Source organism: Variovorax sp. LjRoot175 (assembly GCF_964253805.1).
In the GTDB taxonomy this organism is placed as follows: Bacteria; Pseudomonadota; Gammaproteobacteria; order Burkholderiales; family Burkholderiaceae_C; genus Variovorax.
In genome coordinates, this window is record NZ_CAXURY020000002.1 from 934,926 (window position 1) to 954,223 (window position 19,298).

Below are 19,298 nucleotides of genomic sequence, written 5' to 3' on the forward strand. Positions count from 1 at the left end.
CCATTCCTCCTCTTACATCCGAAAGAATCCCATGCCTTCCAATCTTCCCGACATCATTCGCGACTTCGAACGCGTGCCTGCGCACATCGTGGCGCAGGCCGCTGAATTGCAGCCGGCCATCCTGGCCGATGTGGCCGGCCGTCGCGGCGCCGTGGATGGCCGCATCAAGGCGCTGCGTCCGCGCATGAAGCTCGCCGGCACCGCCTTGACCGTCGAAGTGCGGCCGGGTGACAACCTGATGATTCACGCCGCCATTGCAATGGCCAAGCCAGGCGACGTTCTCGTCGTCGACGGCAAGGGTGACCAGACCTCGGCGCTGATGGGCACCATCATGATGACGGCCTGCAAGCAACTGGGCATCGCCGGCGTGGTGATGGATGGCGCCTGTCGCGACAGCATCGAGATCGACGAAATGGACTACCCGGTGTTCAGCGTCGGCACCAACCCGAACGGTCCTACCAAGAACATCGGCGGCCGCATTGGCCATCCGATTTCCATCGGCGGTGTGACCGTGCACGCCGGCGACTTCGTGATCGCCGATGGCGATGGCGTCGTGGTGGTCGAGCGCGAGAAGATCGAAGGGCTGTTGCCGCTCGCGGCCAAAAAGGTGAAGGATGAAGCCGCACGCATCTCCGCCATCAAAACTGGCGATACCGCTGCGAAATGGCTGAACGCTGCTCTCCGAACAGCCGGTGTGCTCAAGGAAGGGGAGGCGCTGTGAGCACGATCCTCGTCACGGGTGCTGACCTCGCGCCGCAGGCGCTCGCGCTGCTAGTGGGTCACGATGTCATCTATGCCGGCAAGACGCCGACCGAAGATGACCTGGTGGCACTTTGCCGTGCGCATGATCCGGTGGCCATCATCGTGCGCTACGGCAAGGTCGGCAGCGTCGTGATGGACGCAGCGCCGTCGCTGCGCGTGATCTCCAAGCACGGCAGCGGCACCGATACCATCGACAAGGTGGCGGCGCAGGCCCGCGGCATCGACGTGGTCGCGGCAGCCGGTGCCAATGCCGCGGCAGTGGCCGAGCAGGCACTGGCCCTCTTGCTGGCGTGCGCCAAGTCGGTGGTGGCCCTGGATGCACGCATGCACGCCGGTCATTGGGACAAAGCCACGCACAAGAGCCTCGAGCTCGGTGGCCGCACCATCGGTCTGGTCGGCTTGGGCGCGATCGGACTGCGCTTTGCGCGCATGGCCCATGCCCTCGGGATGCGCGTGATCGGGTTCGATCCATTTGCGAAAGACTTGCCAGCGTGCGTGGAATGCGTCGACTTGCCGACGATCTGGCGCGAGTCCGATGCGATCTCGCTGCACTGCCCTCTGACAGAAGACAACCGCGGCCTGCTCAATGCCACCACGCTGGCCCAGTGCAAGCGCGGCGTCGTCCTGGTCAACACGGCGCGCGGCGGGTTGATCGACGAGGCCGCGCTGCTGAGCGCAGTACGTTCCGGTCAGGTTGCAATGGCCGGTCTCGACAGCTTCGCGGTAGAGCCGATGACTGCCGGCCATCCGTTCCAGGGTGAAAAGAACTTCGTACTGAGTCCCCACATTGGTGGCGTGACCAGCGATGCCTACGTGAACATGGGCGTCGGCGCCGCCAAGAATGTGTTGCAGGTGCTGACACGCCAGCCAGCCACGACCTGATGGCCCCGTGATGCAGAACAAGAAGGAGACATCCGTGAAACGATACTTCGCCATCGCATGGCTGATGGGAACGACTGGTCTGTTCGTCACGCTGTCCGCCCAGGCGCAGTCGACCTGGCCAGCCAAGCCAGTGCACGTCCTCGTCGGTTTCTCGGCGGGTGGGCCGACCGATGTCGTCGCGCGTGCATTCGCCGACTATGCCTCTCGCACGCTGGGCCAGCCTTTCGTGGTGGACAACAAGGCCGGCGCCAATACCATCCTGGCGGCCGAGGCGGTGGCGTCTGCGCCAGCGGACGGCTACACGCTCCTGCTCGGTGCAACCAACCACACGATGATTCCCGCGCTTTACAGCCAGCGGGTGAAGTTCGACGCTGTGCGCTCTTTTGCGCCGGTGTGCTCGCTGGCCGTCAGCCCGACGGTCCTGGTCGTCGGCCCATCGATGCCGGTCAAGACGCTTGGAGACTTCCTGAAGGAGGTCAAGGCCGCCCCCGGCAAGCGCACCTACGGCACGCCGGGCAGCGGAAGTTCCGGCCATTTTGCAAGTGAGCAGTTCACGCGGCTGACCGGAACCTCGATGAATCACATCCCCTACAAGGGCGCGGCCCAAGCCACGACCGACATGATCGGCGGGCAGGTGGACAGCTCTTTTGCCACGCTGGGGTCGGTGCTGCCTCAGGTGCAGGCAGGCAAGCTGAACGCGCTGGCCGTCGCCGCGCCCAAACGTTCGGCGCTGCTGCCGAACGTGCCGACTTTCGAGGAGGCCGGCGTGAAAGGGTATTCCGCCGATGCGTGGTATGGCCTGCTCGCGCCCGCGAACACGCCGGCAGCGACCTTGGCGGTGCTGCGTCGGGTTGCGACCGAGTTCGCCCAGTCGCCTGCCACGGCAGAGAAGTTCAGGCTCCTGGGTATGGAAGCGCAGAGTACCTGCGCTGAAGCCTTCGGCGCGCAACTGACGCGCGAAGTGAAGGCTTACGGTGAGCTGGCCCGTGCGCTTGACCTCAAACCTGAATGAGCGCTCGCCGTTCGCCAGATTCCCGTCCGACATTCTTCGAGAACCAACCCATGAAAACCTTGATCCGTCGCGTGCTCGCTGCATGCCTCTTTGTCGCCGCTTCCGCACAGGCGGCGTTTCCGGACCGACCAATCACGCTAGTCGTGCCCTACGCACCCGGAGGCTCGGCTGATGCGCTGGCGCGCGTGCTCGCGGTGCGCATGGGCGCGAAGCTCGGCACCAGCGTGATTGTTGACAACCGCCCCGGGGCGAGTGGCACCATCGGCGCAAGCTATGCCGCCAAAGCGCCGGCCGATGGCTACACCATGCTCTACGACGCCACGCCCTATTCGATCAATCCGCACCTGTTTCCGCGCATGCCCTTCGCGAGCAACGCCCTGCAGCCGCTGTCGCTCGTCTCGCTGGCGCCGAACATCATCATCGTCAAGGCCGAGTCGCCGATCAAGGATGTGAAGGACCTGGTGGCCAAGGCCAAGGCGACACCCGGCAAGCTGAACTACGCCTCCGGCGGTAGCGGCACGGTGCAACGTCTGGCGGCAGAACTGCTGCGCCAGAAGCTCGATCTCGACATGGTGCATGTTGGCTACAAGAGCGGGGGTCCTGCCATCGTCGACGTGACCGGCGGTCAGGTCGACTTCATGTTCAGTGCCATCGCGGCGTCATACCCGCTGGTCTCATCGGGCAAGCTGCGCGCGCTGGCCGTGTCGTCGCCCGAGCGTTCGAAGCGCCTGCCCGACGTGCCAACGGTGGCCGAATCGCTGGTGCCTGGCTATGAGGCATTCGAGTGGAATGGTTTGCTGCTGCCGGCCGGCACGCCCGAGCCCGTCGCTGCGAAGTTGCACAAGGCCCTGGTCGACGTGCTGAAGGAAGACGAGGTGAAGCAGCGTTTCACCGACGTCGGCGTGCAAGCCGTCGGGTCCACGCCAGCCGAGTTCGCCACTTTCCTGAAGAAGGAAGACGCGAAGTGGGCCGAAGTGATCCGCAAGGGCAACATCAAGCTCGACTGAATTGCCGATGGCTGCCCTCCCGCCCACGCGTCCCGTCCCGCATTCGGTTGGTCTTGAACGACCGTCGCGCGCGCTGCCCGCCGGTGCGTGCGACAGCCACATGCATATCTTCGATCCGCGGTTCACGCCGTCGCCGCACTGGAAGCGCCAGCCGCCCTGCGCAGAGGTGGCCGCCTACCGCCAGCTCCAGCAACGGCTCGGGACGTCGCGAACGGTGGTCGTCAACCCGTCGACCTACGGCACCGACAACGCCTGCATGCTCGACGCACTTGAGCAGCTTGGTGATGAAGCGCGTGGTGTTGCGGTGGTAGGCGTCGACGTGGATGACGCCGAACTCGAGCGACTCAACGCGCAACGCGTATGTGGACTGCGCGTGAACTTCGTGACGCCGCAATCCTGGGGCATCACCACGACGGAAATGCTGCGGACGCTTGCGCGCAGGGTCGCCCACCTTGGCTGGCACATCCAGGTCTTCGTGCACCCCGAACAACTGGTTGAACTCGCGCCGGTGCTCGAGGCGTTGCCAACCCCACTCGTGGTTGACCACATGGCCCGCATCGATCCCGCCGAAGGTCTGGACAGCGTCGCCTTCACCACGTTGCGTCGGCTGCTCGACCGGGGCAACACATGGGTGAAGCTGTCCGGTGTCTACATGCGCTCGCGCGAAGGCGCTCCCGCATACCGCGACGCCCAAGCGCTCGGGTGTGCATTGGTGCAGGCCGCACCGCAGCGCATGGTGTGGGGCAGCGACTGGCCGCATACCACCGAGGCATCAGGCTCCGTTGACGACGCAGACCTGGTCAATGTGCTGCGCGGCTGGTGTGGCGACGACGGGGTGATGGACCGTATCCTCATCGACAACCCGGCACGACTCTACGGCTTCGGCGGCGCCTGACCACACGCGTTCAAGCCTGCCTTCACAACTGCGGCGGCATCGAAGCCGCGACGGAGATCCACGGTGTTCTTTCTGCAAGCCCCCCAAGTTCACGAGCTCGAGGTGTTCTCGCGAATGCCCGAAATCTTCCGGCGGCGCAAGACAAGCGCGTGGGCCGACGCCAACCGTGGCGGCCAGGTCACGGACTCGTTTCTCGAAGGACCGGTTTTCGATGACGCCGGAAACCTTTACGTAGCCGATATTCCCTTTGGGCGCATCTTCCGCATCGACCCCGCTGGTGCATGGACACAGGTGACCGAGTACGACGGCGAGCCCAATGGGATGAAGTTTCTGGATGCGCACACCCTGCTCGTCACCGACTACAAGAACGGTCTTATGCGCATCGACGTGCGGGATGGCGCCGTCACACCGTATCTGCAGCGGCGCAATAGCGAAGGCTTCAAGGGCGTCAACGACTTGGTGCTCGACGAACAGGGGAACATCTACTTCACTGACCAGGGCCAGACCGGGTTGCACGACCCGACCGGGCGTCTTTACCGGTTGCGACCGGACGGCCAACTCGACCTGTTGCTGACCAACGTGCCCAGCCCGAACGGCGTGGCACTGTCACCGGATGGCAAGCTGCTCTACCTCGCCGTAACACGCGGCAACTGTGTGTGGCGCGTGCCGCTTCTGACCGACGGGAGTGTGGCGAAGGTAAGTCAGTTCTTCACGTCGTACGGTCCGAGCGGCCCGGACGGCCTTGCCGTGGACGCACAGGGGCGCCTGCTGGTTGCGAACCCTGGGCTTGGCTATGTCTGGGTGCTCAATGCGCGTGGCGAACCCGTGATCGTGTTTCGCGGCCCGACAGGCGCTTCGACGACGAATCTGGCCTTTGGCGGCAGTGGAAGGTCGACTCTTTTCATCACCGATTCGACGCATGCTCAGGTGCTTATGGCCGCGCTCGATTCCGCAGGGCTTGTATTGCATCGCGGTCGCAACACCGATGGCTTTGCTTGATTCCTGGGCGATTTGATCAAGGCGCCGAGCCTGAGACGCGTTAGCCTCGCCCTGGCGCAGCACATCTTCAGTAGACAAGTTCTCCACCGTGCCGGTGGACAAGGCTGTGGAAAACGACGTGCACATCGCGGCAGACTGTTGTCACGCGGGCGTCACCCTGCTCTGCCTGCAAAAGCGGCATCGCGCCCGCTGAAATTGAGACAGCCGCCGGCATCGAGGATGCCGCCCAATCTGGGCGGGTGCCGAAGCGACCTCTACCAGCGCCGGCCGACTGTCAGTCTGAAGCATGACGCATTCGTATGACGCCGGGATTAAGTGACGGTTCCAATGCGCAACGGCAGCGCACTGCGGTGCTCGATCAGCGGCAAGGCTGCAATGAAGCGGCGGCTGCTGCTCGCCGAGATCGTGCCGGCCGCACAGTCCCTGACGCTCGGCTTGGTCCAAGAGGTCGTGGATGACGCCGGCCTGGGCGCGCGGGTGGCAGCGATCTGCGCGCAGGTGTCGCAGTGGTCGCCGACGTCCGTAGCGGTCACCAAGCGTGGTGGAAGGAGATGGGCGACGAGCTGTTTGCCAGGGCCGCCACTGCCGGCGCCTACCTGGGCGCCAGGAAGTTCACCAAGCGTAAGCGAGCAGCCGTGCCCTGATGGCGCACGCGGACGGCGTGCAGCCATCCTGGCTGCGGCTACGATTCGATTTTGATCCACAGGCTGCCATGCTTCCCCGCATTGACGAAGAAGTCACATTCCGCAAGCTGGAGATTCTTCTGGCCTTCATGGAGACCGGCAATCTCGCCCGCGCGGCAGAAAAGCTCGAGATCAGCGCCGTCAGCGTGCACCGCGCCTTGCATTCGCTGGAAACTGGGCTGCGCTGCGCGCTGTTCCGGCACGAAGGCCGCAACCTGCACCCGACTGAAGCCGCTCATGCGCTGGCGGAGGTGGCACGCGAGGTGCTTCGCACGATGTCCGCGGGCATCCGCGCTACGCGAGAAGTCGCCGGCTACTCGGCCGATCGGATCCGCATCGGCTCTCTTTATTCTCTGACGAGTCGCACGGTGCCGCAGCTGATCATGGGAATGAAACTGCGCAAGCCGGAACTGCACACCGAGCTCGTCCTCGGGTCCAATGCCGACCTGCTGCAGAAGCTTCGGGAAGGCGCGATCGATGCCGCACTCATGGCGATCCCCGAAGATGCTTCCGACGTCGAATCGGAGCCGCTGTTCCAGGATGACATCCAGTTCGCCGCACCAGTGGACTCTCCTTATTCATCGCAGAAGGAGATCGACCTGAGCGCCTGCGCCGGCGAGCGCTTCGTGAGCCTGAGTGAAGGCTTCGTCACCTACAGCGGTTTTATGGAGTCGTTTCGTGTGGCCGGCTTCACACCGAACGTGGTGATGAAGACCGGCGACATCTTCTCCCTGATGAACCTGGTCAGCGGTGGCGTCGGCTACACGCTGTTGCCAGGCCGTGTGCGCGGCGCCATGCCCCAGAAGGTGCAGTTGATCCCGTTGCAGCCCAGGTACCTGATGCGCCAGACCATCGCGCTCAACTTCCTGCGCACGCGCGAACGCGATCCCAACCTGCTCGCGTTGCTGTCAGTGTGCCGCCTGGCGAAAGCGGAACTCGGCTGAACGGGAGCCATCGACTGGGCTCGGGTTAACCCTCGATCGTTTCAATTCGCGTAAGGATCGACGCGACAGCTTCATTGATCGTCCTGGAGGGGGTGCGTACCTTACGCACCCAGATGCACAGCCCGATGCGTCGAACCCCAAAACCCCCGGAGACGCATTGATGACTTCTCATTGGATCTCGATCTACGCACTGGTGGGCATGTTCGTGCTCGCCACTGTGCTGCCGATCAACATGGGCGTGATCGCCTTCGTCGGCGCGTTCCTGGTCGGCACGCTGGTGGCCGGCATGAACGCCAAGGCGATCATGGGCGGCTTTCCCGCCGACCTGTTTCTCACCCTGGTCGGCATCACCTACCTGTTCGCGCTGGCGCAGAACAACGGCACCATCGACTGGCTGGTCAAGCTGGCGGTGCGCGCGGTGCGCGGGCGCATCGCCGCCATTCCGTGGATCATGTTCTTCATCGCCGCGCTGCTCACGGCGGTGGGAGCGGTCAGCCCCGCGGCGGTGGCCATCATCGCGCCGATCGCGCTGGGCTTTGCCGCCAAGTACGGCATCAATCCCCTGCTGATGGGGTTGATGGTCGTGCACGGCGCGCAAGGCGGCGGCTTTTCGCCGATCAGCATCTACGGCGGCATCACCAACAAGATCGTTGCCAAGGCCGGCCTGCCGCTCAACGAGATCGCGACGATGCTGGCGAGCCTCGGCGTCAACCTGTGCGTGTCGCTGCTGCTGTTCTTCCTCATGGGCGGCATGAAACTGCTGCGCCAGAAGGCCGACGTGACCGGCGCAGTGCCGGCAACGCGCCGCACGGCGCATGCACAGGGCGGAGCGCAAGTGTTCGGCGGCGCGGAGGCCGAATCGTTCGCGGAAGAGCGGCGCGTCGCGACTGCGGCTGGCGAGTCGCTCATGGACGCGGCGCCGGCGGTCCCGGCCGACCAGGGTTCACGCCTCTACCAGATCGTCACCGTGCTGGGCCTGCTGGCGCTGGCCGTGCTGACGCTGTTCTTCAAACAGGACATCGGTTTCGTCTCGATCACCATCGGCCTCTTGCTGACGCTGATGGCGCCCAATCTGCAGAAGCGCGCCCTGGGCCAGGTGTCGTGGCCGGAGATCATGCTGATCGTGGGTGTCAGCACCTACGTGGGCGTGATGGAAAAGATGGGCACGATCGATTTCGTCGGCCACAGCGTGGCCGGTCTCACCTCGCCCATGGTGGCCGCGTTGCTGTTGTGCTTTGTCGGCGCCGTGGTCTCGGCCTTCGCCTCGTCGACCGCGGTGCTCGGCTCGCTGATTCCGCTGGCGGTGCCGTTCCTGCAAGGCGATGCCGGCGTCAGCGCGGTCGGCTTCATCGCGGCGATGGCCGTGTCCTCCACCATCGTCGACGTCAGTCCGTTCTCCACCAATGGCGCGCTGGTGCTGGCCAATGCCAAGGGCGTCGACCGCGACGTGTTCTTCCGACAACTGATGGTGTATGGCGCCATCGTCACGCTCGTCGCACCCGTGGTGGTGTGGCTGCTCTTCGTGGTGCTGTGAGGCGGCGCCTCCCATTCGACTGAATTCCATGCAAACCCTTCGGACCGACATGAACTCCAGATCCTGGACCTCCAAGGCCGACGACCGCGCCGCCCGGCTGGCGCGCGCGGCCTCTGCACTCGGAACTCGGCTCGCCGGCAAGCGCGTCGAAACGCAAGCGATCGCCACCTTGCTCGAAGCGGTGCTCTCGCCCGGCGACCGCGTCTGCCTCGAGGGCAACAACCAGAAACAGGCCGACTTCCTGGCGCAGGCGCTGGTGCAGGTCGATCCCCAGCGCGTCCATGGCCTGCACATGGTGCAGTCGGTGCTGGCACTGCCCGAGCATCTGGACATCTTCGAGAACGGCGTGGCGGCCCGGCTGGACTTCAGCTTCTCGGGGCCGCAGGGTGCACGCCTGGCCAAGCTGGTGTCGGCCGGGCGCATCGAGATCGGCGCAATCCACACGTACCTCGAGCTTTTTGCGCGCTACTTCGTCGACCTGACGCCCAAGGTCGCGCTGGTCGCGGCGCAGGCGGCGGACGCCGAAGGCAATCTCTACACCGGCCCCAACACCGAGGACACGCCGGCCATCGTCGAGGCCACGGCGTTCTCGGGCGGCATCGTGATCGCGCAGGTCAACGAATGGGTCGACGGCAAGACCACGACGCTGCCGCGCGTCGACATCCCGGCCGACTGGGTGAGCTTCGTCGTGAAGGCGCCTCGCCCCAACTTCATCGAGCCGCTGTTCACGCGCGACCCCGCGCAGATCAGCGAGGTCCAGGTGCTGATGGCGATGATGGCGATCAAGGGCATCTATGCCGAGTACGGCGTGCAGCGTCTGAACCACGGCATCGGCTTCGACACCGCCGCCATCGAGCTGCTGCTGCCGACCTATGCCGAATCTCTCGGCCTCAAGGGCAAGATCGGCAAGCACTGGGCGTTGAATCCGCATCCGGCACTGATCCCGGCGATCGAGGCGGGCTGGGTCGAATCGGTGCATTCCTTCGGCTCCGAGCTGGGCATGGAGGACTACATTCGCGCGCGCTCCGACGTGTTCTTCACCGGGCCCGACGGCAGCCTGCGCAGCAACCGCGCCTTCTGCCAGGCGGCCGGGCACTACGCCTGCGACATGTTCATCGGCTCGACCCTGCAGATCGACCTCGACGGCAACAGCTCCACCGCCACGCTGGGTCGCATCGCCGGCTTCGGCGGTGCGCCCAACATGGGCGCCGATGCGCGCGGCCGGCGCCATGCCAGCCCCGCCTGGCTCAAGGCCGGGCGCGAGGCGCGTGCCGGGCGCAGCGGCGCGGCCGGCACGCCGCGCGGGCAGAAGCTGGTCGTGCAGATGGTCGAGACCTTCCGCGAGCACATGCAGCCGGCCTTCGTTGAAAAGCTCGACGCCTGGACACTGCAGGAGCAGGCCGGCATGGCGCTGCCGCCGATCATGATCTACGGCGACGACGTCTCGCACATCCTCACCGAGGAAGGCATCGCCAACCTGCTGCTGTGCCGCAGCGACGCGGAGCGCGAGCAAGCCATCCGCGGCGTGGCCGGCTACACCGCAGTGGGCCTGGCGCGCGACCGGCGCGCAGTCGAGAACCTGCGCGACCGCGGCGTGATCCGCCGGCCGCAGGATCTGGGCATCGACCCCCGCCAGGCCACGCGCAACCTGCTGGCCGCACGCAGCATGCGCGACCTGGTGCGCGCCTCGGGCGGGCTGTACCAGCCACCCAAGCGCTTCAGAAACTGGTAGCAGGAGATTCAACGATGAGCGACGTTCCCGCAGGGCTCGAAACCCTGGACTTCTTCTTCTCCGGCGGCCGGCCGGCCGGCGCTTTCCCGACGGTGCTGGTCGGCGTCGTCGGCTCCGGCAACCTCGAGGTGATGCTCGAGCCCGCCGCCGGCAATGACTGCGCGGTGCGCGTCGAGACCTCGGCGCGTGGCTTCGGCCCGATCTGGCAGGCCGTGATGAACGACTTCCACGCGCGCCATCCGCTGGCAGGCGTGCGCGTCTCGATCAACGACATGGGCGCCACGCCCGCGGTGGTGAGCCTGCGGCTCGACCAGGCCGTAGCCGAGATCACCGGAGGCAAGCCATGATCAGCTATGCCGAATGCTCGGCGCGCGAGCGGCTGGCGCTGCTGCTCGACCCCGGCAGTTTTCACGAGTGGCTGCCACCGAGCGAACGGGTCACCAGCCCGCACCTGGCGCAGCTCGGCGTGCCATCGGCCTTCGACGACGGCGTGGCGATCGGCCGGGCGACGCTCGACGGCCACGAGGTCTTCGTGGCCGCGCAGGAAGGCGCGTTCATGGGCGGCGGCGTCGGCGAGGTCCACGGCGCCAAACTGGTCGGACTGCTGCAGCGCGCCCTGCGCGACCGGCCGGCGGCGGTGCTGTTGCTGGCCGAATCAGGCGGCGTGCGATTGCACGAGGCCAATGCCGGATTGATCGCAGTGTCGGAAGTGATGCGCGCACTGCTTGACGTGCGTGCCGCCGGAATCCCGGTGATCGTGCTGATCGGTGGCGCCAACGGCTGCTTCGGCGGCATGGGCATCGTGGCGCGCTGTGCCGACCACATCGTGATGAGCGATGCGGGGCGCCTGGCGATGTCGGGGCCCGAGGTGATCGAGGCATCCCACGGCGTGGAGGAATTCGATTCGCGCGACCGTGCGCTGGTCTGGCGCACGACCGGCGGCAAGCACCGCTGGCTGACCGGCGACTGCGACGCGCTGGTCGAAGATGACGTCGCGGAATTCCGCGCGGCGGCTGTCGCGGCGATCGATGCGTCCAGGCCATTGACCCTGGCGGCGCTGGAGCAGGAGCACGCGTTGCTCACGGCGCGCCTGCACGCACTGCCCTCTGACACGGTCGGCCGCGATGAAGCGACGCTGCTCTGGAGCGCACTCGGCATCGCCGACGCGCAGCGGGTCCCGCAGCTTCCGGTGGAAGCCGTGCGCGCGCTGCGCGCTTACTAACCGAGGAGCATCACATGCAATGGAATTCCCTTGTCACCCAGCTCTTCGGCTCATACCACGGCATGCGCGCGGACGGCGACTTTCTACAGGGCGAGGTGATATTCGAAGGCGAACCGCTCACAGTGATCGGCACTACAAATCATGCGCCGATCGGGGTCCGTCTCGCGCTTGCGCAGGCCCGAGTGGTGCTCGACACCATCACGCAGCACGCAGGTCGGCCTATCCTGCTGCTGATCGACACCCAGGGTCAGCAACTGCGCCGACGCGATGAATTGCTCGGCATCAACCGTGCGATGGCGCACCTCGGCGCGAGCATCGACCTGGCGCGGCGCCGCGGCCACCGCGTGATCGGCCTGGTGTACGACCAAGCCCTCTCCGGCGGCTTCATCACCTCGGGGTTGATTGCCGACGCCTGCTATGCGCTGCCGGATGCCGAGATCCGGGTGATGCGTATTCCCGCCATGGCGCGCGTGACCAAGCTGCCAGAGGACAAGCTCACGGCGTTGTCGAAGTCCAACCCGGTGTTCGCACCGGGCGTGCGGAACTACGTGGCGATGGGGGGCGTGCGTGCGCTGTGGGAGGGAGACTTGCAGGCCGCGCTGCACGATGCGCTGGCCCATACGCCGACGCAAGATCGGCGCGCGCAGGACGGCGCCGAGCGCGGTGGACGCCAGCTTGCCGCCGCCGTCGTGCAGCGGGTGCTGGACGCCGCCTGACCGTCGTAAGCGCCATGGTCTTCCTGCGCCGCCACCAACTCGCCCGGCTCTCGGAGGCTGGGTGGTCCGCCGTCCTCGCCCGGCCCTGGGACAGGCATGCGCGCGACTGCCTGACGCATTGGGCGACGCATCGACTGCCGCTGGTGGTGACACGTCAGTCCATCGACGCCGCCGCCAACGGATGGATCGCACTGGGTCTGCCGTCGCCTGAGCGTTGGGAAAAGCGTCGGCTGGCGCTGCAGGTGCCGCGCGCTGCGGTGCTTGGCCTTGACGAGTTCCCGCGCCTTGCCGAAATCCAAGGGCTGCTGCCGCCGTCGGCGCGACGCGCGGTGAGCGATCTTGGTGACGAGCTCGACGCGTGCCATGCGGCAGCGCGCGTCTTCGGAAGCTACGGCTGGCAAGCGATCAGCGGTCTCGATCACGTGCGGCCGGACTCCGATCTCGACATGTGTTTGGCGGTCGAAGGAGCGGCGCACGGGGACGCTGTGACGCGTGCGCTCCAGTCCTTCGGCACCACACGGCCCCGGCTGGACGGCGAGCTCGTGTTCGGCGACGGCGCGGCGGTGGCGTGGCGCGAATGGGCCGCGTGGCGCGCCGGACACGCGCGGGCGGTGTTGGTCAAGCGACTGGACGGCGTGACCCTGCAGCGCGACACCGCGTGGTGCGAACATGCCGCATCGGCGGAGTTGGCCGAATGAGAACCGCTGCGCTCTCATTGCAACCCGACCCGCGGCTCACGCCCACGGCGATCGGGCGCGCGGCCACGCTTGCGCTGTATGACGAGCTGTCGCTGACACCCAAGCCAGGACTGGTGACACTGATCGACCGCGGCAGCCACGAGGACATGGACGCGCACACCTTCATGCGCAGCCTGTTCGCGCTGCGCCGCTACTTCGCCCAGATCGCCGAAGCCGGCTTCGGCGGCGTAGATTTCGTCGTGCTGGAACGGTACGGTATTGCGGCGGAAGCACGCATGCTCGCCGCCACCGGTGGCATCAACACGCATCGCGGCGCGATCTTCATGCTCGGCCTGCTGTGCGCCGCGGCGGGCGCCGCCCTGCGTGAGCACGGCGGCGCATCGCATCCACTTCAACTGCGTGATGCGTTGCGCCGGCACTGGGGCGATGCCCTGGCCACGCGCAGCCGACGCCCGCCCACCCTGCCCGGGGGCATCGCCGCACGCCGTCACGGCCTGCGCAGCGCGTCCGAAGAGGCGGCGCTGGCGTTCCCGGTGCTGTTCGAGACGGCGCTACCCGCGCTGAGGGCCGCGCTGGCCCGCGGCCTGACGTCGCAACAGGCTCGGCTCGACACCTTGTTCCACATCATGGCCGTCCTGGACGACAGCAATCTCGCGCACCGCGGCGGCCTCGACGGCCTGCGCCACGCCCAGCGTGCTGCGCGCGGCTTTCTGGATCGAGGGGGCATTGCGCGGCCGGACGGCATTCAGGAGGCGAGAGCCATTGCAAAAGCCTTTGTCGCGAGGCGACTGTCGCCCGGTGGCGCGGCAGACACGCTCGCCGCGGCCTGCTGGATCACTCGCGTGTGTTCAAGCCGATGAGCTTTGCTCTGCTCTTTTCCGGCCAGGGAACCCAGCATCCTGCAATGCTGCCCTGGTTGGCGGACGATGAACGCGTGCGCGACACGTGCGTGCGCCTCGGCGTCGACGACTGGCGGCGCGCCCTCGCGGATCCTTTCTGGGCAGAGCGCAACGACAACGCGCAGACGCTGCTGACGGGCCTCGCCTTGGCGGCCTGGGGTCAACTGGCGCCACTCATCATCCCGTCGCCAGCGGCAGTGGCCGGCTATAGCGTGGGCGAGCTGGCGGCCTTCAGTGCGGCCGGTGTGATCGAGCCCGCCACAGCCGCGGCCCTGGCGCCGCTGCGGGCCGAGGCCATGGATCGATGCGCCGCCCGTGTGCCCGGCGGGCTCCTCGCCATCAGCGGCATTTCCGAGCCAGAGCTCGAGCGGCTGCGCGTCAAGGCCGGCGTTGAACTCGCCATCCGCAATGGCGGCCCGAACGTGATCCTCGGCGGCCCGCTGGTCGCGTTGGAAGACGCCGAACGCATGGCCGTGGCCGCTGGCGCGCAGTGCACGCGATTGCGGGTCAATGTGGCATCCCACACGTCCTGGATGCGCGAGGCGGCAGAGAGCTTCTCGCGCACGCTGGCGGATGTGCCGTTCCACGCGCCGCAAGTCGCGTTGTTCAGCAATGCGGCGGACCGCATCCGAGATGCAAGTTCGGGCCGGGCTGCGTTGGCCGCCCAGATCGCTCGAACGGTTCGCTGGGACGAATGCATGGAGAACGTCATGGCCCGGCAGGTGCGTTGCGTGCTGGAAATAGGTCCGGGCCAGGCGCTGGCGCGCATGTGGAATCAGCGCTGCCCCACCGTTCCGGCTCGCGCCTGCGACGACTTTCGCAGTCCCGCAGCGATTGCAGCGTGGCTGAGCAGCCACGCGGACCGATGAATCAACCCCGTCCATTGGATGTCTTAGCTCAAGGCTGCACAGGAGATCTACCGTGAACGAGAACGAAACAAAGACCCATCCGATTCCAGTCCCAGATATGAAGGACGCCCATGTGCCCGGCATAGCGGCCTACGACAAGCTGGTAGCCGAGGCCGATGCCGATCACAGCGCCTACTGGTCGCGCCTCGCGCGCGAGTTCCTGATCTGGAAGACGCCGTTCACGAAGGGGCTCGACGACAGCCGGGCGCCGTTCTTTGAATGGTTCGAGGATGGCACGCTGAACGTCTCGTACAACTGCCTCGATCGTCAGGTCGAGCGCGGCCTGGGCGACAAGACGGCGATCATCTTCGAGGCCGACGATGGGCAGGTGACGCGCGTCAGCTACCGCGAGCTGCTGGCGCGCACCTGCCGCATGGCCAATGCGTTGAAGGCGCGCGGCGTCAAGAAGGGCGACCGCGTGGTCATTTACATGTCGATGAGCATCGAGGGGGTGGTCGCGATGCAGGCCTGCGCGCGCATCGGGGCCACGCATTCGGTGGTCTTCGGCGGCTTCTCGGCGCAGAGCCTGCGCGACCGCATCCAGGATGTCGGCGCAGTGATGGTCATCACCGCCGACGAGCAGCTGCGCGGCGGCAAACAACTGCCGCTCAAGGCCATCGTCGACGATGCCATCGCGTTGGGCGGCTGCGAGGCGGTGAAAGATGTCATCGTCTACCGGCGCACAGGCGGCAAGATCGCCTGGGATCTGTCGCGTGACCGCTGGCTGCGCGAGGAGATGCAGAACCAAGCCGAGACCTGCGAGCCCGAATGGGTGAGCGCCGAGCATCCCCTGTTCGTGCTGTACACCTCAGGCTCGACCGGCAAGCCCAAGGGTGTGCAGCATTCCAGCGGCGGGTACCTGCTGCACGCGGCGTTGACCACGAAGTGGACCTTCGACCTGAAGGACGACGATGTGTTCTGGTGCACCGCCGACATCGGCTGGGTCACTGGCCACACCTACATCGCCTACGGCCCGCTCGCGCTGGGCGCAACCGAGGTCGTGTTCGAGGGCGTGCCCACCTATCCCGACGCAGGCCGCTTCTGGAAGATGATCCAGGACCACAAGGTCAGCGTGTTCTACACCGCGCCCACTGCCATCCGCTCGCTGATCAAGGCGGCTGAGGCTGACGAGGCGGTGCATCCGAAGCGCTACGACCTGTCGAGCCTGCGCATCCTGGGCTCGGTCGGTGAGCCGATCAATCCCGCTGCCTGGGAGTGGTTCCACCAGCACATCGGCGGCGGCCGCTGCCCGATCGTCGACACGTTCTGGCAGACCGAGACCGGCGGCCACATGATCACGCCGCTGCCGGGCGCGACGCCGCTGGTCCCGGGCTCCTGCACCCTGCCCTTCCCGGGCATTGCCGCGGCAATCGTCGACGAGACGGGCGCCGACGTGCCCAACGGCCGGGGCGGCATCCTGGTGGTCAAGAAGCCCTGGCCGAGCATGATTCGCACGATCTGGGGCGACCCGGAGCGCTTCAAGGCGAGCTACTACCCGCCCGAGCTCAAGGGCTACTACCTCGCTGGCGATGGCGCCATCCGCGATGCAACGACGGGTTACTTCACGATCACCGGCCGCATCGACGATGTGCTCAACGTCTCGGGGCATCGGATGGGCACGATGGAGATCGAATCTGCGCTGGTGTCTTGCACCGATCTGGTTGCGGAAGCCGCGGTGGTCGGCCGCCCCGACGAAACCACGGGCGAGGCGATCTGTGCCTTTGTCGTGCTGAAGGGTCCCCGCCCGAGCGGCGAGGAGGCGAAGAAAATCGCCAATGAACTGCGCAACTGGGTCGCCAGGGAGATCGGCCCAATCGCCAAGCCCAAAGACATCCGCTTCGGCGACAACCTGCCGAAGACGCGCAGCGGCAAGATCATGCGCAGGCTGCTGCGCTCCGTCGCCAAGGGCGAAACCATCACGCAGGACACGTCTACGCTAGAGAACCCGGCGATTCTGGAGCAGTTGGCCCAGAGGAACTGAGACGGTCGACGTGGCCTTCGGCCCGACCGATGAACCTCTCGACAAAATGCCCGCGCGTTCACCTCGATCCTGCGTGGAAGGTCGCCGACCCATCAATCAACAACCCATGCCCTTCGACAAAGTCTCCCCCGGCAAAGACGCTCCCGAAGCCTTCAACGGCGTCATCGAAATCCCGATGAACGCCGACCCGATCAAGTACGAAGTCAACAAGGAATCGGGTGCGATCTTCGTCGGCATGACGAAGTCGCCCAAGACCCCTGTCTACTCGTTGATCGAGCGCAGCTATGGGGTGCGCATCACCAAGGTGCAGCAGGACATCCACGGAACCCTGATCGCCGGGGCGAGCGCCGCAGCGCTGAATGTGTCCGACGGCGCGGCAGAACTCTTCATCATCCGCCGGTACTACATCGACGCTGAACTGGTCGAAGTGACCACCGGCCTTCATCCGGCGGATCGTTTCGTCTATTCGATGGCGTTCCAACTGGCCACGAAGTGAGCGGGTCGAATGCTCTAGGCGCAAGCCCCGCCAAGCAGGATGCAATGCACATGGGGGGGTGCGTCGGCGCTGATCCCCAGGACCCAAATGTCCATATCGATGGGCCTCGGTACCTTTCCAGTGCCCAAAGGACTGACCGCCCGGTCACCTTGGTCTCCACTTTCTGTCCGAGCCGCTCAACGCGAGCTTCCCTGCGCTCGTAGTCAGAGCAACGCTTCATTCAAGCTTGGCCCCTCGAGGTCGGGCCCTCGACCTTCGACCGTGATGGCAAGGAAACGTCCTACATTGTAGGCAAAATGGCTAGTTTTGGCTACAATGCACGGCATGCCTGCTCAGTCAACTCTTGAAAGTTCGCTTCAAAACCAGCTGCTGCGCCAGCTCGGTGAGCGCCTGCGCCTGATGCGAAAGGCCAAGCGCATATCGGCAGTTGAGCTCGCTCAAGCCGCAGGAATCTCGCGCTCGACGCTCCACGCAGTCGAGTCTGGGGCCGCATCCCCAACGATGGGCACCTATTTGAGAGTGCTCGCTGCCCTGGGGGCGGCTGCTGATTTGGCGTTGGTTGCAACCGCTGAGCCGGACCGCAGGCCCGCATCGCCCGCCAGCAATCACATCGCACAGGACTATCAGAGCTGGCTCATGCACCAAGAAGCGGTACGGCGCATCACCAACGACCCTTCGCTCGCGGGGCGCGCTGAAGCCACGCTCGAAAAGTGGATGGCCAAGGGCGATGCGCGGACCATGCCGCTGTGGACGAAGTGGCGCGAAATTCTTGCCGGACGTCGATGGGACCTGGCGTTGGCGACTTCAGAAGAAGCCCGTGAGCTGCGTCAAGCCTCACCGCTGTCGACGGTGCTTCCGCAGGAAGTCCGCCTTGACATCATCTCCAAGGTTCGAGGCCTCAAAGAGCTGAGCAGTGCAGAAGGCTGACTTGGAGCACATCATCCGCGCGGCGGCTGATGTCACCAACGAGTACGAGATCATCATCGTCGGAAGCCAGTCCATTCTGGGCTCGATTGCGCACCCGCCTGAGGTCTGCACGATGTCGGCCGAGGCAGACGTGCTGCCGATGAACGATGAGAAGCGGCTATCGGACCTTGTCGATGGCAATCTCGGAGAGGGCTCCCTGTTCCATGAAACGTACGGCTACTACGCCCAGGGTGTCGATTCGACCACCTCGAAGCTGCCCATCGGGTGGCGCGAGCGCCTCGTGCGCGTTCAGAATCAGAATACGAACGGCAAGGTCGGACTCTGCTTGGCCCCCCTTGACCTCTTCTTGGCCAAGTGCGTTGCGAACCGAGAGAAAGACCGGAATTTCAATCGTGCGCTGCTTGCGTCGGGCATCGTGAAGTTCGATGAAGCGGTCCAACGGGCTTCGTTGTTGCCGGTCAGCAAGGTTGCCCAGGAAAGGATCGTGGCGCTCATCCATCGGCTCGCAGCGGAGGCCGGTGTCAAGGTGCCCTAGCCCATCTGGCCCTGAAGTCGACAGCCTGATGTCCGGTGCGGGTCGCAGGCCTCAGTCGGTACTCTGGAACGACCCGGAAAAATGGCCTCCTCCCAGAAGCGAGTTGTCGGGAAAGGGTCAGCAAGCTCGCTTGTTGCGAACGTTTCTCACAGCACCGCTGACCCATTGCATGCCCAGCGACACGGGCGAGCGCTCCGCCGGTTTAGAAATTGCGGTGAAGATCGCCCAAGCGGCATCTGCCTCGGCTGGCACCATCCTTGGCGAAACGCCTCGGGTCGAAAGAGCCGGCTATAGCAGAGGTCGCTCCCGCTGGGGAATTCATGTCTGTGATGGCTGTCGTAGGCGCTCAAGGCGTCGCGTAGTTCCTCTTTCGCTCTCGTAGCAAGTCCGCGAAAGCTGTGCGGTGCTACCAGGAAGCGTCCCGTTAAGTCCGTGCGCCCTCGTCTCAGCAGACTGACCTTGACCT

19 protein-coding genes are annotated in these 19,298 nt (G+C 65.7%); all 19 read left to right on the forward strand.

The annotated features are described in order from the left end of the window. Window positions 1-31 precede the first annotated feature (31 nt). Window positions 32-721, forward strand: coding sequence for an RraA family protein (locus ACSQ89_RS34705; protein ID WP_436294884.1), 690 nt, complete (start codon window positions 32-34; stop codon window positions 719-721). Beyond that, the gene (locus tag ACSQ89_RS34710) at window positions 718-1,644 is read left to right on the forward strand and encodes an NAD(P)-dependent oxidoreductase (protein ID WP_436294885.1); all 927 of its coding nucleotides are present in this window, start codon (window positions 718-720) and stop codon (window positions 1,642-1,644) included. The genes ACSQ89_RS34705 and ACSQ89_RS34710 overlap by 4 nt, the downstream gene beginning before the upstream one ends. A 64-nt stretch (window positions 1,645-1,708) precedes the next feature. Then, on the forward strand, window positions 1,709-2,656 hold the full coding sequence (locus tag ACSQ89_RS34715) for a Bug family tripartite tricarboxylate transporter substrate binding protein (protein ID WP_436294943.1): 948 nt from the start codon (window positions 1,709-1,711) through the stop codon (window positions 2,654-2,656). A 50-nt stretch (window positions 2,657-2,706) separates the two neighbouring features. Then, window positions 2,707-3,663 carry a Bug family tripartite tricarboxylate transporter substrate binding protein gene (locus tag ACSQ89_RS34720; RefSeq protein WP_436294886.1) on the forward strand — a complete coding sequence of 319 codons (957 nt, stop codon included), beginning with the start codon at window positions 2,707-2,709 and terminating at the stop codon, window positions 3,661-3,663. 7 nt (window positions 3,664-3,670) lie between these two features. Beyond that, window positions 3,671-4,558: an amidohydrolase family protein gene (locus ACSQ89_RS34725; protein ID WP_093110446.1), complete on the forward strand. Its 888-nt coding sequence runs from the start codon at window positions 3,671-3,673 to the stop codon at window positions 4,556-4,558. Window positions 4,559-4,621: 63 nt separating this feature from the next. Next, window positions 4,622-5,557, forward strand: a complete 936-nt coding sequence (locus ACSQ89_RS34730; protein ID WP_436294887.1) for an SMP-30/gluconolactonase/LRE family protein — start codon at window positions 4,622-4,624, stop codon at window positions 5,555-5,557. A gap of 712 nt (window positions 5,558-6,269) precedes the next feature. Continuing rightward, on the forward strand, window positions 6,270-7,184 hold the full coding sequence (locus ACSQ89_RS34735; protein ID WP_436297272.1) for a LysR family transcriptional regulator: 915 nt from the start codon (window positions 6,270-6,272) through the stop codon (window positions 7,182-7,184). Window positions 7,185-7,344: 160 nt separating this feature from the next. Beyond that, window positions 7,345-8,718, forward strand: a complete 1,374-nt coding sequence (locus ACSQ89_RS34740; RefSeq protein WP_436296921.1) for an SLC13 family permease — start codon at window positions 7,345-7,347, stop codon at window positions 8,716-8,718. A gap of 49 nt (window positions 8,719-8,767) precedes the next feature. Next, window positions 8,768-10,450, forward strand: a complete 1,683-nt coding sequence (gene mdcA / locus ACSQ89_RS34745) for a malonate decarboxylase subunit alpha (RefSeq protein ID WP_436296922.1) — start codon at window positions 8,768-8,770, stop codon at window positions 10,448-10,450. Window positions 10,451-10,464: 14 nt separating this feature from the next. After that, window positions 10,465-10,797, forward strand: a complete 333-nt coding sequence (gene mdcC / locus ACSQ89_RS34750) for a malonate decarboxylase acyl carrier protein (RefSeq protein ID WP_436296923.1) — start codon at window positions 10,465-10,467, stop codon at window positions 10,795-10,797. Beyond that, a complete protein-coding gene (locus ACSQ89_RS34755) occupies window positions 10,794-11,672 on the forward strand; it encodes a biotin-independent malonate decarboxylase subunit beta (protein ID WP_436294890.1) in 879 nt (292 codons plus the stop codon). The genes mdcC and ACSQ89_RS34755 overlap by 4 nt, the downstream gene beginning before the upstream one ends. A 14-nt stretch (window positions 11,673-11,686) precedes the next feature. Beyond that, complete coding sequence (gene mdcE / locus ACSQ89_RS34760; protein ID WP_436294891.1) at window positions 11,687-12,388, forward strand: biotin-independent malonate decarboxylase subunit gamma; 702 nt, start codon at window positions 11,687-11,689, stop codon at window positions 12,386-12,388. 14 nt (window positions 12,389-12,402) lie between these two features. Next, window positions 12,403-13,086, forward strand: a complete 684-nt coding sequence (mdcG, locus tag ACSQ89_RS34765; protein ID WP_093110454.1) for a malonate decarboxylase holo-[acyl-carrier-protein] synthase — start codon at window positions 12,403-12,405, stop codon at window positions 13,084-13,086. Then, window positions 13,083-13,946 (forward strand): triphosphoribosyl-dephospho-CoA synthase MdcB, encoded by an 864-nt coding sequence (gene mdcB / locus ACSQ89_RS34770; protein ID WP_436294892.1) that lies wholly within the window; start codon window positions 13,083-13,085, stop codon window positions 13,944-13,946. The genes mdcG and mdcB overlap by 4 nt, the downstream gene beginning before the upstream one ends. Further along, a complete protein-coding gene (locus ACSQ89_RS34775; RefSeq protein ID WP_436294893.1) occupies window positions 13,943-14,854 on the forward strand; it encodes an acyltransferase domain-containing protein in 912 nt (303 codons plus the stop codon). The genes mdcB and ACSQ89_RS34775 overlap by 4 nt, the downstream gene beginning before the upstream one ends. A 97-nt stretch (window positions 14,855-14,951) precedes the next feature. Continuing rightward, a complete protein-coding gene (gene acs / locus ACSQ89_RS34780) occupies window positions 14,952-16,874 on the forward strand; it encodes an acetate--CoA ligase (RefSeq protein WP_436294945.1) in 1,923 nt (640 codons plus the stop codon). 106 nt (window positions 16,875-16,980) lie between these two features. Further along, window positions 16,981-17,370, forward strand: a complete 390-nt coding sequence (locus ACSQ89_RS34785; protein WP_436294946.1) for a UTRA domain-containing protein — start codon at window positions 16,981-16,983, stop codon at window positions 17,368-17,370. A gap of 324 nt (window positions 17,371-17,694) precedes the next feature. Continuing rightward, complete coding sequence (locus ACSQ89_RS34790) at window positions 17,695-18,297, forward strand: helix-turn-helix domain-containing protein (RefSeq protein ID WP_436294894.1); 603 nt, start codon at window positions 17,695-17,697, stop codon at window positions 18,295-18,297. Between the two features lies 1 nt (window position 18,298). Next, window positions 18,299-18,832, forward strand: a complete 534-nt coding sequence (locus ACSQ89_RS34795) for a DUF6036 family nucleotidyltransferase (protein WP_436294895.1) — start codon at window positions 18,299-18,301, stop codon at window positions 18,830-18,832. The last annotated feature ends 466 nt before the right edge of the window (window positions 18,833-19,298 follow it).

What these genes read in the sequence shown, in the direction of transcription:
- ACSQ89_RS34705 (WP_436294884.1), top strand. Translation starts at nt 32, where the DNA reads ATGCCTTCCAATCTTCCCGACATCATTCGCGACTTCGAACGCGTGCCT.
- ACSQ89_RS34715 (WP_436294943.1), top strand. Translation starts at nt 1,709, where the DNA reads ATGGGAACGACTGGTCTGTTCGTCACGCTGTCCGCCCAGGCGCAGTCG.
- ACSQ89_RS34720 (WP_436294886.1), top strand. Translation starts at nt 2,707, where the DNA reads ATGAAAACCTTGATCCGTCGCGTGCTCGCTGCATGCCTCTTTGTCGCC.
- ACSQ89_RS34725 (WP_093110446.1), top strand. Translation starts at nt 3,671, where the DNA reads ATGGCTGCCCTCCCGCCCACGCGTCCCGTCCCGCATTCGGTTGGTCTT.
- ACSQ89_RS34735 (WP_436297272.1), top strand. Translation starts at nt 6,270, where the DNA reads ATGCTTCCCCGCATTGACGAAGAAGTCACATTCCGCAAGCTGGAGATT.
- ACSQ89_RS34740 (WP_436296921.1), top strand. Translation starts at nt 7,345, where the DNA reads ATGACTTCTCATTGGATCTCGATCTACGCACTGGTGGGCATGTTCGTG.
- mdcA (WP_436296922.1), top strand. Translation starts at nt 8,768, where the DNA reads ATGAACTCCAGATCCTGGACCTCCAAGGCCGACGACCGCGCCGCCCGG.
- mdcC (WP_436296923.1), top strand. Translation starts at nt 10,465, where the DNA reads ATGAGCGACGTTCCCGCAGGGCTCGAAACCCTGGACTTCTTCTTCTCC.
- ACSQ89_RS34755 (WP_436294890.1), top strand. Translation starts at nt 10,794, where the DNA reads ATGATCAGCTATGCCGAATGCTCGGCGCGCGAGCGGCTGGCGCTGCTG.
- mdcE (WP_436294891.1), top strand. Translation starts at nt 11,687, where the DNA reads ATGCAATGGAATTCCCTTGTCACCCAGCTCTTCGGCTCATACCACGGC.
- mdcG (WP_093110454.1), top strand. Translation starts at nt 12,403, where the DNA reads ATGGTCTTCCTGCGCCGCCACCAACTCGCCCGGCTCTCGGAGGCTGGG.
- mdcB (WP_436294892.1), top strand. Translation starts at nt 13,083, where the DNA reads ATGAGAACCGCTGCGCTCTCATTGCAACCCGACCCGCGGCTCACGCCC.
- ACSQ89_RS34775 (WP_436294893.1), top strand. Translation starts at nt 13,943, where the DNA reads ATGAGCTTTGCTCTGCTCTTTTCCGGCCAGGGAACCCAGCATCCTGCA.
- acs (WP_436294945.1), top strand. Translation starts at nt 14,952, where the DNA reads ATGAAGGACGCCCATGTGCCCGGCATAGCGGCCTACGACAAGCTGGTA.
- ACSQ89_RS34785 (WP_436294946.1), top strand. Translation starts at nt 16,981, where the DNA reads ATGCCCTTCGACAAAGTCTCCCCCGGCAAAGACGCTCCCGAAGCCTTC.
- ACSQ89_RS34790 (WP_436294894.1), top strand. Translation starts at nt 17,695, where the DNA reads ATGCCTGCTCAGTCAACTCTTGAAAGTTCGCTTCAAAACCAGCTGCTG.